Origin of the sequence: Shimia sp. MMG029 (assembly GCF_027947445.1) — a bacterium.
Classification (GTDB): domain Bacteria; phylum Pseudomonadota; class Alphaproteobacteria; order Rhodobacterales; family Rhodobacteraceae; genus Shimia.
In genome coordinates this window covers 263,334-276,873 of the sequence record NZ_JAQJIM010000004.1, presented here as the reverse complement: position 1 = coordinate 276,873, position 13,540 = coordinate 263,334, and the positions used below count along the sequence as shown (strand labels likewise).

Annotated in this window: 12 protein-coding genes; 6 read left to right on the top strand and 6 right to left on the bottom strand. The window is 56.5% G+C overall.

Annotated elements, in window-relative coordinates; translation table 11 throughout:
* Positions 1-25 precede the first annotated feature (25 nt).
* Both PJL69_RS12535 and PJL69_RS12530 read right to left on the bottom strand, forming a co-directional pair.
* On the bottom strand, positions 26-577 hold the full coding sequence (locus tag PJL69_RS12535; protein ID WP_271309944.1) for a TetR/AcrR family transcriptional regulator: 552 nt from the start codon (positions 575-577) through the stop codon (positions 26-28).
* A 139-nt stretch (positions 578-716) separates the two neighbouring features.
* Complete coding sequence (locus PJL69_RS12530) at positions 717-1,517, bottom strand: MBL fold metallo-hydrolase (RefSeq protein ID WP_271309943.1); 801 nt, start codon at positions 1,515-1,517, stop codon at positions 717-719.
* 95 nt (positions 1,518-1,612) lie between these two features.
* Here PJL69_RS12530 and PJL69_RS12525 point away from each other — a divergent pair, with 95 nt between their 5' ends.
* Complete coding sequence (locus PJL69_RS12525) at positions 1,613-2,503, top strand: GlxA family transcriptional regulator (protein ID WP_271309942.1); 891 nt, start codon at positions 1,613-1,615, stop codon at positions 2,501-2,503.
* Here the strand turns inward: PJL69_RS12525 and PJL69_RS12520 are convergent.
* The 4 genes from PJL69_RS12520 to PJL69_RS12505 all read right to left on the bottom strand — a co-directional run bounded on the left by PJL69_RS12520 (position 2,489) and on the right by PJL69_RS12505 (position 6,447).
* Complete coding sequence (locus tag PJL69_RS12520; protein ID WP_271309941.1) at positions 2,489-3,136, bottom strand: GNAT family N-acetyltransferase; 648 nt, start codon at positions 3,134-3,136, stop codon at positions 2,489-2,491. The two genes, PJL69_RS12525 and PJL69_RS12520, sit on opposite strands and share 15 nt — an antisense overlap.
* A 60-nt stretch (positions 3,137-3,196) precedes the next feature.
* On the bottom strand, positions 3,197-4,534 hold the full coding sequence (locus tag PJL69_RS12515; protein ID WP_271309940.1) for an ABC transporter permease: 1,338 nt from the start codon (positions 4,532-4,534) through the stop codon (positions 3,197-3,199).
* 1 nt (position 4,535) lies between these two features.
* A complete protein-coding gene (locus PJL69_RS12510; protein ID WP_209097984.1) occupies positions 4,536-5,342 on the bottom strand; it encodes an ABC transporter ATP-binding protein in 807 nt (268 codons plus the stop codon).
* A gap of 109 nt (positions 5,343-5,451) precedes the next feature.
* Positions 5,452-6,447 (bottom strand): taurine ABC transporter substrate-binding protein, encoded by a 996-nt coding sequence (locus tag PJL69_RS12505; RefSeq protein WP_271309939.1) that lies wholly within the window; start codon positions 6,445-6,447, stop codon positions 5,452-5,454.
* A 401-nt stretch (positions 6,448-6,848) separates the two neighbouring features.
* Between PJL69_RS12505 and PJL69_RS12500 the strand changes: the two genes are divergently transcribed.
* From PJL69_RS12500 to PJL69_RS12480, 5 genes are all read left to right on the top strand, one after another.
* The gene (locus tag PJL69_RS12500; RefSeq protein ID WP_271309938.1) at positions 6,849-8,249 is read left to right on the top strand and encodes an aminotransferase family protein; all 1,401 of its coding nucleotides are present in this window, start codon (positions 6,849-6,851) and stop codon (positions 8,247-8,249) included.
* A gap of 102 nt (positions 8,250-8,351) precedes the next feature.
* Entirely contained in the window at positions 8,352-8,942 is a 591-nt protein-coding gene (locus PJL69_RS12495) for a GNAT family N-acetyltransferase (RefSeq protein WP_271309937.1), read from the top strand.
* Positions 8,943-9,013: 71 nt separating this feature from the next.
* Positions 9,014-10,474: a MocR-like pyridoxine biosynthesis transcription factor PdxR gene (gene pdxR, locus PJL69_RS12490; protein ID WP_271309936.1), complete on the top strand. Its 1,461-nt coding sequence runs from the start codon at positions 9,014-9,016 to the stop codon at positions 10,472-10,474.
* A 115-nt stretch (positions 10,475-10,589) separates the two neighbouring features.
* The gene (gene xsc, locus PJL69_RS12485; RefSeq protein WP_271309935.1) at positions 10,590-12,371 is read left to right on the top strand and encodes a sulfoacetaldehyde acetyltransferase; all 1,782 of its coding nucleotides are present in this window, start codon (positions 10,590-10,592) and stop codon (positions 12,369-12,371) included.
* 3 nt (positions 12,372-12,374) lie between these two features.
* Positions 12,375-13,535, top strand: a complete 1,161-nt coding sequence (locus PJL69_RS12480) for an acetate/propionate family kinase (protein ID WP_271309934.1) — start codon at positions 12,375-12,377, stop codon at positions 13,533-13,535.
* The last annotated feature ends 5 nt before the right edge of the window (positions 13,536-13,540 follow it).

Sequence of the window (13,540 nt, the reverse complement as noted above, 5' to 3'; positions counted from 1 at the left end):
GCAAGAGCTGCGCGCAGCGCCAGGTTCATACGCATACACTGCGCAAACACATCTCTCGCAGCTGTGCGCGGGTTTCGTCACTCAACGGGGTTCCCTGCGCGCGTTGCCATTTCAACGTGTTGCGGATTGCGCCCCCGATAAAGCCGCCCATCACACCGGCATCACCGGCAATACAGCCGCCTTCATCCTGAAGTTGCTGCAATACACTGGCAATAAAGGAGGACGATTTTTGGAAACTGGCCATGACGTCTGCCCCCGGCAACAGAGGCACGTTTGACAGATATTCAAACAGAACCGCACGATCCGCATCCTGCCACATGAAATCAATGTGATTGTCGATATAGCGTTCCAACCGAACAAGGGCGGGGTCACTCAGATCATCGCCAGCGGTGAGCGCATGTGCCATCACCGTAGCAAGGTCATCATAAACTGCGCGGATCAGCACATCTTTGTTTGCGAAATGATTGTAGAGCGAGCCTGTCGCCACCCCTGCGCGCTGCGCAATCTTGGACATGGAAGCCTGTGTTCCATGGGCCACCAGCATCGCCGCAGTGGCTTCCAGTATCTTTTCACGCATTCTGTGTCGTGTCCCTGCGCTCGTTTAGTCCCAGTCCCCAATGAACTTGCGCTCACTTGGGAACCGAGCCTACGCGCAGGGCGGTGTTCAAACAAGGGGTCTCTGATCATCAACCATAAGACCCGAACGTTTGATCGCCTTAAAGTGGCAGAAAGCGAAAAACGTCCCCGTCCATCTCGACTTTGCCAAGACCGGGAAAGGCGAAATGTGTCGCCGCAATTGTGGTGCCCTGCGCAGCCGCCTTGGCCAATAAAGCACGCCGGGTTTCAACCGCCTGCGCGGCATCGCCATCCAGCGCATAGGAGATTTCTGGATTGGCAAACTGAAGCGCCTCTGAGATCACCGCGTCACCAATAATCAGAAGTGCGTCATCACCGCTTTGCAGGTGCAGGCCAGAGTGGCCGGGCGTGTGGCCCGGCAGAGAGACAAATTGCACCCCCTCCACAAGGGTCTCCCCCGCTTCAAAGAGTTTCACGCGATCTGCGATGCCTGTCGCGATGCTCTGAATCAATTGCACCATCGGGCGGGTGTCTTCATCGACAGCGTCCGGAAGCCCCGGATTTGTCCAGAACGCCCATTCCGCTTGCGCGACGTGGATTGTCGCCTCTGAAAACGCAGTGCCATCCAGAAAACCACCCAGATGATCTGCGTGCATATGGGTGAGCACAATGTCGGTTGGCGCGAGCCCTTGCAGTGCGGCCCATGCCTGCCCTGTCTCCGGAAAGCGCGCCTTGAGCACCTCAGCAGAGCCCGTGTCTACAAGGATCACACGATCCCCTGCACGCACCAGCCAGAGGTTGGCTCCGATATTCACTTGCTCGGCCAATGCCACATCTGCGGGTACGTTGGCAAAATAGGCAGCCGGCAACGCAAAGCCGCCATCGTTGAAGGTTGTCAGCTCTATATCGCCAATCTGCAGGCCAAAGGGGTTCTCTGTCATGATATGCTCCATGTCTGTTGCACAAATCATATGGCGGATCAGAGCGGCAGTGCTATTGTCGTAAATGACAAACAATTTGCCAATTACGCCACGCTATGCCCAATGCTCCGACAGTCATCCTCGCTTACCCCGGCGCCCTGCAGTCTGCTGTTTTGGGGTTAAATGACTTTTTCACGCATACGGATCTGCACCCAAAAATCGTATCTAACGGGGACGATCTGCCCCGATCTCCTGCCGCCATTCTGCTGCCACCGGCGGCAGAACAAGTGGCACCAGAGGACCATCCAGAGCTTGTCAGCTATCTCCAGCGCAGTGCAGCGGCAGGCAGTCTCATTTGCTCGGCTTGTGTTGGGGTCAGCTGGATTGCAGCGGCGGGCATAGATTTCGGGCGCACAGTGACCACCCACTGGGGCGTCGCGCCACAGTTGCGCAAGACCTGGCCCCACCTTCAAATCGACACAGATAGACTGGTGATCGAGCATCAGAACCTTGTCACCGCAGGCGGGATGATGGCCTGGGTCGATCTTGCGCTGATCGTGATTGAGCGCCTCGCAGGGCACGAGGTCATGCTCAACACCGCGCGCCATTTCATCGTGGACCCCGTCCGGCGTGATCAGCGGCGCTTTCAACGGTTTCAGCCCAACGTGGACCATGGAGATCAGCAAATCCTGCGTGCCCAACATGAGCTTGAGCGCGCCCTGCAAGAAACCCTATCTGTGGCGCAATTGGCTGAAGTCGCGGGGGTGTCCCCGCGCAGTCTACAACGGCGGTTTACTGCGGCTACTGGCTTCACGCTCACGCAGTACATGCAGAAACTCCGCATAGAGCGCGCCAAGTCTTTGCTTGCAGACAGTCGCCTGCCTGTTGCCGAGGTTGCGGCACAATCAGGCTATCGTGATCTGCCTGCATTTCATCGTGTGTTTTCGCGCATCACAGGCATGACGCCCACAAGTTTTCGAAAATCTGTATGGTCACAAGGCACTTGAGCGCCCCATCCATGCGGCCGAAGAAGGCTCCTCCCCCGCAGGTGTCTCAAGCCGCTCAAACCCCATGCGCGCCCAGAACGCGATGCCACCTGCATTCGCCGGGTTCGCACCGATGTGCATGGCGTGCACACCCTGCAGCTTTGCTGCCGCGCACCATGTTTCAAACAAGCGCCGCCCCAGCCCAGCACCACGGACCTCTGGACTGAGATTCATATGCAAATGCGCCGGGAAGGGACCCGCCACATAGGCAGGGGTCGGCGTCGGATGATGTATCCATGCCGCGCGGATCTGGTCAGCCGTCCATTCGGTTCGGCTGGCTTCCTCCGGGCACGCATATTGATTGCGCAGCGCAGGCCACCAAGCGACCTCCTGCAATGCTTCAAACGCACGTGTTTGTGCCACACCGCAAACATACCCAACAACCCGACCGTCGCGTTCAGCAACAAAGGCAAGCGCAGGGACGAGTGCCACATAAGGGGCTGTGTAAATATGCCCCAACATCTTTGGATTATTGTACAAATGCGATGCATCCGCGCCTGATAACCCTGTCTTCAGAACAATGTCATAAAGCGCGCCCTGATCAGACGCGCGTGCTGGTCTAATGGTGATCACGATGCCCAGTCCATCTTGCACAGGCGCCCTGTCTTTCGGGGGAAATGAGGTGAGGAGTGGGTCTCCTCACCTGGCTGCTTATCAGCCTTTGCCTTTCCAAGGCACCAGGTACTTTTCACCCCAGCGCATCAGCATATCGATGCCAAAACCGATGATCCCGATCAGGATAATCCCCATCAGTACGATATCGGTGTCCTGGAATTTCGATGCGGCAACAATCATTTTACCCACACCTTTTTCCGCAGCCACAAGCTCCGCGGCAACCACGGTGCCCCAACAGACCCCCATAGCGACGCGCGCCGCCGTGAATATCTCCGGCAGAGAGTTTGGAATGATCACATGGCGCAGGATTTGGCGTTTGCTTGCCCCCAGAGAATAGGCCGCATGTACCTTGGAGATATTCACGCCCGACACACCAGAACGCGCACCAATCGCCATGATCCAGAGCGCAGCAAGGAACAGAAGGATGATTTTACCCTGCTCACCAATCCCAGCCCAGATGATCACCAGCGGAATTAACGCCAGAGGCGGCACAGGGCGCATAAATTCCACAATTGGATCAAACCAGCCACGGAACCAGTTCGACAGACCCATGGCATAGCCAAGCGGAATACCAACGGCCGCCCCCAAGGCAAACCCCACAATCACGCGGAACAAGGAATAGCTCAGATGTTCTGCCAAAGTGACATTCTGATATCCATCCCGGCTCACAGATATCAAACGTTGCCACACGCTTTCGGGTGCGGGCAGCCAGATTGACTCCATCTGCATGCCTTTTGCCGGCTCAAAGTTCAGCGTGCCTTTGTCTGTCAGTGCGACACGGCCAAAGCCCACTTCTACATCCGCGTCCCGGCTGATCGGCTCGCCATCAACCGCAACAATCTTCGCACCATCCTTGCGGGTTACCTCATCATTGGCATCCCAGCGCAAAAGCTTACTGCGATAGGCCTGCACAACCAGTACATCATCTTTTGCAACACCTTCGCCCGGCGCGATCTCTGGTGCATCCGGGACTTGGCCCGCCTCATGTACAATGACGCTGACTGTGGCATCGTCCGTGCTGCCGTCTTCTGCCTCAAGCGTGTAAGTAAAACTCGCTTCGCCAAGAAACGGCCCCGGCGCGTGCAGGAAACCCGGCAACCATTTGGAGCCCGTGAACGCCCCCCAGATGACAAAGATCAGCACAACGGAAATCACCGACGCTGCTTTGTTGGAGATCACTGCGCTTTCATCGCCAAAAGTCACGGTTTTCAGCGAGGTATAGTCTTGTAGAGAAGAAAGCCGTTGTTTCACTTGCGTGAAAACAAACAGCGCAAACAGGATCAGCCCGACGTAAAGCGCCAAATACGGCAGCGCCCCAAGGACCGAGAGAAACAATGTGGCCAGTTCACCACCAAGATCCGCTAAAATCTGCCCCATCTTATGCGTCCCCCTCTGTGCGGCCCATGATCTCTTCTTCCATGTTCCAGATCATGTTGAGGATCTCTTCGCGCGTTGGCGCATAATCGGGATGTTTCTTTACCTCGCGCAGATCTGCTCCCACACCAAGATCGGCAAAGGGCAAACGGTATTCTTTGTGAATACGTCCCGGACGCGGTGCCATCACAAGGAGGCGTTCGCCGAGCAAGAGCGCCTCCTCCACCGAGTGGGTGATCAGAATGATCGTTTTGCCGGTCTCTTTCCACAATTTGAGCACAAGGCTCTGCATCTTTTCTCGCGTGAGCGCATCAAGCGCGCCCAGCGGTTCGTCCATCAGGATCACATCCGGATCGTTCGCCAAACAGCGCGCCAAGGCCACGCGCTGTTGCATCCCGCCGGACAGTTCATAAACCATCTTTTCTTTGAAGTCCTGAAGACCAACCACTTCGAGGAGGTGGTCAACAATGTCAGCGCTTTCCGACTTAGGCATGCCCTTCATGTCAGGACCAAAGCTCACGTTGTCGCGCACGCTCATCCATTCAAAAAGCGCGCCCTGCTGAAACACCATACCGCGCTCTGCGTCTGGCCCCATGACCTTGTGACCATTCATCACGATCTGCCCCTCGGTTGGGGCCAAGAAACCGGCAACAATGTTCAACAATGTGGTCTTGCCGCAGCCCGAAGGCCCCAGCACGCTCAGCAATTCACCCTGTTTGAGATCAAGGCTCACGTCCTTTAGTGCCTGAACATGCCCCCCGTTTGGCAAATCAAAGCGCATGGACAGGTTTTCGATCGATAATCCAGTCATGTTTCCCAACTGCTTGTTCGCCCATGTCTATGGGCCGCGGTGGTTGGCCCACCTCTTGTCTGGCTCTAAGTCAAAGGCCCGCCTGACAGCGGGCCTTCTTTGGCAGTCTTTACATACCCTTAGCGGCTTCGAGAGGGCCGGTATTCACCGTGCCAGCATAGCTGTCAAGCGCACTCGGAATGGAGCCTGCGCCCACAAAGACACCTGCGACACCCTTCATGAAGTTCTGCGCAGTGCCACCGAACCAAGCATCACCCAATTGCTCATCGACGGTTGGGAATTTGAAAGTCGCCAGCGTCGCGGCGGTGGCTTCTTCGTCCATACCTGCATCTTTCGCGATTACAGGAAGCATCTTGGCGTGATTGGCTTCATCCGCCCACATCGCATTTGCATCTGCTGTCACTTTGAGGAACTTCGCAAGCATCTCGCTTTCTTCGGCAATGAAGGCTGCAGGCGCGGTTGTGGCGTCAAACACCAGAATGCCCAGATCTTCTTTCTCAGCACCCGTCAGCAGTACATTGCCATGTTCTTTCATACGGCGCAGCGCACCACCCCAGCCGCAAGCCATATCCAGCGAGCCCTGCGCCAACGCAGCTGCCCCTTCTGCAGGGGCCATGTCCACAACTTCCATGCCGCCCACGTCGACGCCAAAGTGGTTCATCTGGCTGAGGAAGCCATAATGTGCTGCGGTGCCCAGCGGCACAGCCACTTTCTTGCCTGCCAACTCTGCCGCGCTGTCTTTGTCAATTTCTAGACCGGACGCAACCACACAGTTGTCATTGTCTGAATAAGACACGGCAACGTCGACAATCTGAATGTCCTGACCAGCGGACGCGGCGACAACAAACGGCGGCACACCCTGGCTGACAGAAATCTGCACATCCCCGGACGCCATCGCAGCACTCATGGCCGTACCCGTATCGAAGCTGACCCAGTTGATTTCTGTGCCCAGCGCTTCTTCATAGGTGCCCATCTGTTTTGCGTATTGGAACGGCATCGGCCATTCTAGGAAGTAGGCAACAGTAATCTCTGCGGTCGCAGCCTGGGCCCCCATCAGCATCGCAGTGGCGGCTGTGGCGCCCAAAAGCGTCTTCTTCAAGCTCATCGTTATTTCTCCCGTTGTCGTTTTGGCGCGATTGCTCGGTGTGATCCCCTGGGCGTTTGGCCTCTTTTTTGGTCATCAACAATCCACGTCCTTCCTGATCGGAGCGGAATTTGGCCCACCGATCAATGTTTTTTTGGTCAATTATGAGGCAGTGACTATGGGCTTTCGCCACTCAAAATAATTTGACCATTTGGTATAAAGTCATATAAAATAGGTGCTTGAAGCCATCTTTCCGACTAACACCCAGACATTTTCCGCCAGACTGGCCTTATATAGACAGAGCCTCTGGCCCTATAAAGATGCTTGAAAAAGTCGCGAGGATATCGTGCAAACCTATTCTAAGCGCTCAAATTTGGCGCAATTCTCAGCTCTGAACGCACTACCTCAAGGAGGCTCACGCCATGGACGGCACCCTGAAAGAAAACGATATCAGCCACGTCGTCAAAGCCGACAAGGCACATGTCTGGCATCATCTGGTGCAACATAAGCCGTTTGAAACCAATGATCCGCGCATCATCATTGAGGGAAAAGGCATGCGCGTTTGGGACCAGAATGGCAAAGAGTATATTGATGCTGTTTCGGGCGCGGTCTGGACCGTAAACGTAGGCTATGGTCGCGAGCGCATCGCCAATGCAGTCCACGAAAACCTGATGAAGATGTGCTATTTTGCCAACGCAGCGGGCAACGTCCCCGGCGCGCTCTATGCGGAAAAGCTGATCGAAAAAATGCCCGGATTAAGCCGCGTCTACTATTGCAACTCTGGATCGGAAGCGAATGAGAAAGCTTTCAAAATGATCCGCCAGATTGCGCACAAGAAATATGGCGGCAAAAAACATAAGATTCTCTACCGTGACCGTGACTACCATGGGTCCACGCTTGCTGCGATGTCTGCGGGCGGCCAAGATGAACGCAACGCACAGTACGGCCCCTTCGCACCCGGTTTCGTGCGCGTTCCGCATTGCATGGAATACCGCAAGGATGAGCTGGGCCTTGGTCATCTGTCAGGGCGCGAGTTTGGCATTGCTGCCGCAAACCAGATCGAAGAGGTCATCCTGCGCGAAGGTCCAGACACCGTTGGCGCCCTTTGCCTGGAGCCGGTGACCGCTGGCGGCGGCGTGATCACACCGCCGGAAGGCTACTGGGAGCGCGTGCAAGAGATCTGCAAACAGTATGACATTCTGCTGCATATTGATGAAGTTGTCTGTGGCATTGGACGCACCGGCACCCATTGGTTTGGCTACCAGCACTACGGCATCAAGCCCGACTTCGTGACGATGGCCAAAGGTGTCGCCTCTGGCTACGCAGCGATTTCTTGTCTTGTGACCACGGAAGACGTTTTTGAACACTTCAAATCCGATCCTTCCGACAAGCTTGACCATTTCCGTGACATCTCCACGTTTGGTGGGTGCACCGCCGGACCAGCGGCCGCGCTGGAGAACATGGCAATCATCGAAGAAGAAGGGTTATTGGAAAACTGCACCGCCATGGGCGCGCGTATGATGGGGAACCTGAAAGCGTTGATGGAGAAACATGACATCATCGGGGACGTGCGCGGCAAAGGGCTGTTCCTTGGCTGCGAACTGGTGAAGGACCGCGAAACCAAAGAGCCGGTAGATGAGGCCGATATTGCGGCGGTGGTCGCCGATTGTGGCGCACAAGGCGTGATCATTGGCGCCGCCAACCGTTCTGTTCCGGGGCGCAACAATGTTATTGCGTTCTCACCCGCATTGATCGCGACCGCTGCGGACATTGACGCGATCACCAACGCCGTCGACAACGCCCTAACAAAGGTGTTTGGCTAGCGCTTAAACGTCACCTCAACGGGTGCGACAACATTCGTGCCGTGCTGCGCCGCCCGCTCCACGTGAGGAGGGCGGCGTTTGTTTGCAAAAGGAAATCGTCCCATGGACACAGGAAAGTGGCCCGTGCCAGTCACGCTGAAAGGCACGCATGCCAGCCTTGTGCCACTCGCCCCGCTTCACAGCGCCGAGCTTGCTGAAGCCTCTGCGGATGGCGATCTGCACACGTTGTGGTACACTTCCGTGCCGAGCCCAACGGCGGTGCCCGCAGAAATCGAGCGTCGCCTGTCTCAACCAAACATGACCGCTTTCGCCATTTTGGACCCATCAGGCCGCGCCATTGGCTTGACCACCTTTATGAACACGGACGCCGCCAACCGTCGTGTGGAAATCGGATCAACGTGGTATCGAAAGTCCGCGCAGCGCTCTCCAATCAACACAGAGTGCAAACTCATGATGCTGCGCCATGCATTCGAAGAGCTGTCTTGCATCGCCGTGGAGTTTCGCACCCATTTCCTGAATCACCAGTCCCGACGCGCAATCGAACGGCTTGGCGCCAAGTTGGATGGCGTATTGCGCAATCATACGATCATGGCAAACGGCACACTACGTGACACCGCTGTTTACTCTATCTGTGAACATGAATGGCCTGCAGTTCACGCCAATCTGAGACACAAGCTAGACCAGAACCGCTGAAAACATTGACATTCGCGAGGAGAGGAAAAGTCCAGTTTGCAACCCGGATAAGTCCAGTATAGCGTTTCCACATGGCAATATCGGTTGAAACCTTTTTCCTTTCCCCCGGTTTTCAGGGCACGCTTCAAGCGCAGATCCAACAGTTGATCGCGGAAGGTATTCTGTCTGGTCGCTTCCGACGCGGAGAAAAACTCCCCTCCTCACGAAAGCTTGCCAGTCACCTGGGCGTCAGCCGCATCACGGTAACGCTCGCCTACACTGAACTTTTGGCAAATGACTATCTCTCCTCACGTGGGCGATCTGGCTATTACGTCTCCGAAAATGCGCCCGTGCCGCCAAGCTTTTCCCCCCCGAAACAGCGTGAAGACAGCATTGATTGGACGCGCGCTATTGGCCGGCGTTACACCGGCGGGGATACGCCCCAAAAACCCCAAGACTGGGCCAGTTACCAGTTCCCATTCGTTTACGGCCAAACAGATCCAAGTTTGTTTGATCATGCGAATTGGCGCCTGTGCGCCTTGCAAGCGCTGGGCCAAAAAGACTTCACAGCGCTGACGTCAGACTACTACGACCAAGATGACCCAGAACTGGTGGAATTTATCGCGCGCAACACACTGCCGCGTCGGGGCATCATTGCCCGCCCCGAGGAGATTCTGATTACGCTCGGCGCCCAGAACGCGCTTTGGATTGCGGCGCAGGTTTTGCTCACCCAGCGCCGTATGGCAGCGATCGAGAACCCATGTTACCACGCTCTGCGAGATATTCTCAATCAGTCGCGCTGTCATTTGGCGCCGATCGACGTGGATCAGGACGGTCTGGATCCCAGTCTGATTCCGACTGAGGCAGATGTGATTTTCACCACGCCAAGCCATCAATGCCCCACCACAGCCACCATGCCAATGCCCAGACGCCATGCGCTTCTAGAGCGCGCCCGCGACATCGATGCACTGGTTGTGGAAGATGACTATGAATTTGAAATGTCTTTTCTGGATGCGCCGTCGCCGGCCCTGAAATCGCTGGATACCGAAGGTCGTGTGATCTACGTCGGCAGCTTCTCCAAATCGCTGTTTCCCGGACTGCGGCTAGGGTATCTGGTGGGCAGTGAAGCCTTCATCCGCGAGGCCCGAGCCCTGCGTGCCTCTGTATTGCGGCACCCGCCTGGGCACATTCAACGCACCGCCGCCTATTTTCTTTCGCTTGGGCACTATGATGCTTTGATCCGGCGCATTCGGGAGGCGCTCAAGGAACGCCGGGCCGTGATGCAAGAGGCAATCACGCAATCAGGCTTGGATGTTGCTGGCCAAGGAGCTTTCGGGGGGTCCAGTTTCTGGATGCGCACAAAGAGCGAGATCGACACCGAAGAATTCGCGCAAAAGGTGCAAAACGAAGGCGTTTTGATCGAGCCGGGCGCATCGTTTTTCTCTGGCTCAGACATTCCCAGGAACTTTTACCGCCTTGGGTATTCCTCCATTCCTTGTGAACGCATACCAGAAGGTGTGTCTCGTATTGCGCAAGCCCTGCGCACACTCTGATCTGGATATATCCGGGAAAACAAACTGGCCCTAACGCCACCCTACGCCAAACCGTAGTTTCTCACCAAAACGACCGCCCCATACCTCCCTTTCGGGCGCAATAGGAGTTCGCCTCATGAAAATGACAACCGAGGAAGCCTTTGTAAAAGTGCTTCAAAAACATGGCATCGAACATGTCTTTGGCATCATCGGATCGGCTTTTATGCCAATTTCCGATATTTTCCCGCAGGCTGGGATCTCCTTCTGGGATTGCGCACATGAAGGATCTGGCGGGATGATGGCCGACGGCTACACCCGCGCCACCGGCAAGATGTCGATGATGATCGCGCAAAACGGCCCCGGCATCACCAACTTCGTGACCGCGGTGAAAACCGCCTACTGGAACCACACCCCGCTCCTGCTGGTGACACCGCAGGCCGCCAATAAGACCGTTGGCCAGGGTGGCTTCCAGGAAGTGGAGCAGATGGCCTTGTTCAAGGATATGGTTGCCTATCAGGAAGAGGTGCGCGATCCGTCCCGTATTGCCGAGGTTCTGGCCCGCGTGATCGCCCAAGCCAAACGTCACAGCGCGCCAGCACAGATCAACATTCCGCGCGATATGTGGACACAGGTGGTTGACATCACCCTGCCGGAACCCGTGGAATTTGAATCCTCCCCCGGCGGCAGCTCTTCTGTGGCACAGGCGGCTGCGCTTCTGTCCGAAGCCAAAAACCCGGTGCTGCTGAATGGCGCAGGTGTGGTGCTGTCCAAAGGTGGCATCGCGGCTTCCATGGCGCTGGCAGAGCGGCTCGATGCGCCGGTTTGTGTGGGCTACCAACACAACGACGCGTTTCCCGGCTCACACCCACTGTTTGCTGGCCCCTTGGGCTACAACGGCTCCAAGGCGGCGATGGAACTCATCAAAGATGCGGATGTTGTGCTCGCACTTGGCACGCGCCTCAACCCATTCTCCACGCTGCCGGGCTATGGCATTGAATATTGGCCTGCCAATGCGAAAATCATTCAAGTGGACATCAATCCCAACCGCATTGGCCTGACCAAAACTGTGGATGTTGGCATTGTGGGCGACGCTGCCAAAGTGGCCGCGGGCATTCTGGAGCAGCTGGCGGACACGGCTGGGGACATGGGGCGTGACGCACGCAGGAGCCACATTGCCAAAACCAAATCCGCCTGGGCGCAGCAGCTTTCGTCCATGGATCATGAAGACGATGATCCGGGCACCACATGGAACCAGCGCGCACGCGATGACAAACCAGATTGGATGAGCCCGCGTATGGCGTGGCGTGCCATTCAGTCTGCCCTCCCGCGCGAGGCGATAATCAGCTCTGACATTGGCAACAACTGTGCCATCGGGAACGCCTACCCAGATTTCGATTCCGGGCGCAAATACCTTGCCCCCGGCCTGTTTGGCCCGTGTGGTTATGGGCTGCCCTCGGTGATTGGTGCGAAAATTGGCTGCCCTGATGTGCCGGTTGTGGGCTTCTCTGGCGACGGTGCCTTTGGCATTGCGGTTACCGAGCTGACCGCGATTGGGCGCAAAGAGTGGCCAGCCGTTACTCAAGTTGTGTTCCGCAACTATCAGTGGGGCGCTGAAAAGCGAAACTCGACGCTGTGGTATGATGACAACTTCGTCGGCACAGAGCTGGACACACAGGTGTCTTACGCAGGCATCGCGCAAGCCTGTGGCCTGCAAGGCGTGGTGGCCCGCACCATGGATGAACTCACAGCCGCACTTAACAAGGCAGTGGATGACCAGATGAACCATGGCAAAACCACATTGATCGAAGCCTTGATCAACCAGGAGCTTGGTGAGCCTTTCCGCCGCGACGCGATGAAAAAGCCCGTTGCCGTCGCGGGCATCGACCCGGCGGACATGGTTCCTCAGACAGGGAGCTAACCTATGGCGAGACCCAGCATCACTCGCCCCATTCTGGTGCTCAACGCTGGGTCATCTTCGATCAAATTCGCTGTTTTTGATGGCGACTTGACCGAGTGCATCTCTGGCATCGCCGATGGAATCGGCGGTGCCTCTTCTTTGTCCATCGCCGGACAATCGCGCGATCTTCCCTTCATAGATCATCGCGCCGCATTACAGGCCGTGCTGGAAGCGCTCAAAGCAGAAGGTGTGGCGGTGGCAGACCTGCGCGCTGCGGCACATCGGGTTGTGCATGGTGGGCGCAAACTGACCGCACCCGTGAAAGTAAACGCCGAAGTGCGGGCTGAAATTGCATCCTGTACGCCGCTTGCGCCACTACACAATCCGCACAATCTCGCAGCTATGGATACGCTGGCAGAAATTGCCCCTAGCCTGCCACAATATGCAAGCTTTGACACATCGTTTCATGCCAACAACCCAGAGGCCGCAACCCGCTATGCCATTCCACGCATGATGGAGACCAAAGGCATCCGTCGATACGGTTTTCATGGGCTGAGCTATGCCTCTTTGGTGGAAAATCTTCCGGAGATATCCGGCGAGAAACTGCCTTCTCGCCTGCTGGCATTTCATCTTGGAAATGGGGCGTCGCTCTGCGCGATCAAAAATGGCCAATCCATCGCGACAACCATGGGCTATTCGCCTCTTGACGGTCTGACCATGGGCACGCGCTCGGGCGGGATCGACGCAAATGCCGTTCTACGCCTGGTCGAAGAAAACGGGCTGGAGCGCACCAAGGCCATTCTAAACCATGAAAGCGGCCTGTTGGGGTTGTCTGGAGGCAAATCAGACATGCGCAACCTTATGGTGGACCCGTCTGCCGACAGTGCCTTTGCCATAGAGCATTTTTGCTACTGGTCGGTGCGCCATGCAGGGTCTTTGATCGCTGCAATGGAGGGGCTGGACGCCATCGCCTTCACAGGCGGTATTGGGGAGAACGCAATTGGTGTCCGCGCCCGCATCCTGCGCTCTTTGGAGTGGGTCGGTGCGCGGATGAATCCAGATGCTAATCACGCCCGCAAAGCACGCCTGCATGCAGAGACGTCCAAGGTTTCAATCTGGGTGATCCCGGCACAAGAAGAGCGCATGATCGCGATGGATGCAGCCTCTCTGATGGAGGCCGCATGATCTCG

Coding starts and splice junctions, on each gene's coding strand:
- PJL69_RS12535 (WP_271309944.1), bottom strand. CDS start 577: ATGCGTGAAAAGATACTGGAAGCCACTGCGGCGATGCTGGTGGCCCAT.
- PJL69_RS12510 (WP_209097984.1), bottom strand. CDS start 5,342: ATGACTGGATTATCGATCGAAAACCTGTCCATGCGCTTTGATTTGCCA.
- PJL69_RS12530 (WP_271309943.1), bottom strand. CDS start 1,517: ATGACAGAGAACCCCTTTGGCCTGCAGATTGGCGATATAGAGCTGACA.
- PJL69_RS12495 (WP_271309937.1), top strand. CDS start 8,352: ATGGACACAGGAAAGTGGCCCGTGCCAGTCACGCTGAAAGGCACGCAT.
- xsc (WP_271309935.1), top strand. CDS start 10,590: ATGAAAATGACAACCGAGGAAGCCTTTGTAAAAGTGCTTCAAAAACAT.
- PJL69_RS12505 (WP_271309939.1), bottom strand. CDS start 6,447: ATGAGCTTGAAGAAGACGCTTTTGGGCGCCACAGCCGCCACTGCGATG.
- pdxR (WP_271309936.1), top strand. CDS start 9,014: ATGGCAATATCGGTTGAAACCTTTTTCCTTTCCCCCGGTTTTCAGGGC.
- PJL69_RS12515 (WP_271309940.1), bottom strand. CDS start 4,534: ATGGGGCAGATTTTAGCGGATCTTGGTGGTGAACTGGCCACATTGTTT.
- PJL69_RS12480 (WP_271309934.1), top strand. CDS start 12,375: ATGGCGAGACCCAGCATCACTCGCCCCATTCTGGTGCTCAACGCTGGG.
- PJL69_RS12525 (WP_271309942.1), top strand. CDS start 1,613: ATGCCCAATGCTCCGACAGTCATCCTCGCTTACCCCGGCGCCCTGCAG.
- PJL69_RS12500 (WP_271309938.1), top strand. CDS start 6,849: ATGGACGGCACCCTGAAAGAAAACGATATCAGCCACGTCGTCAAAGCC.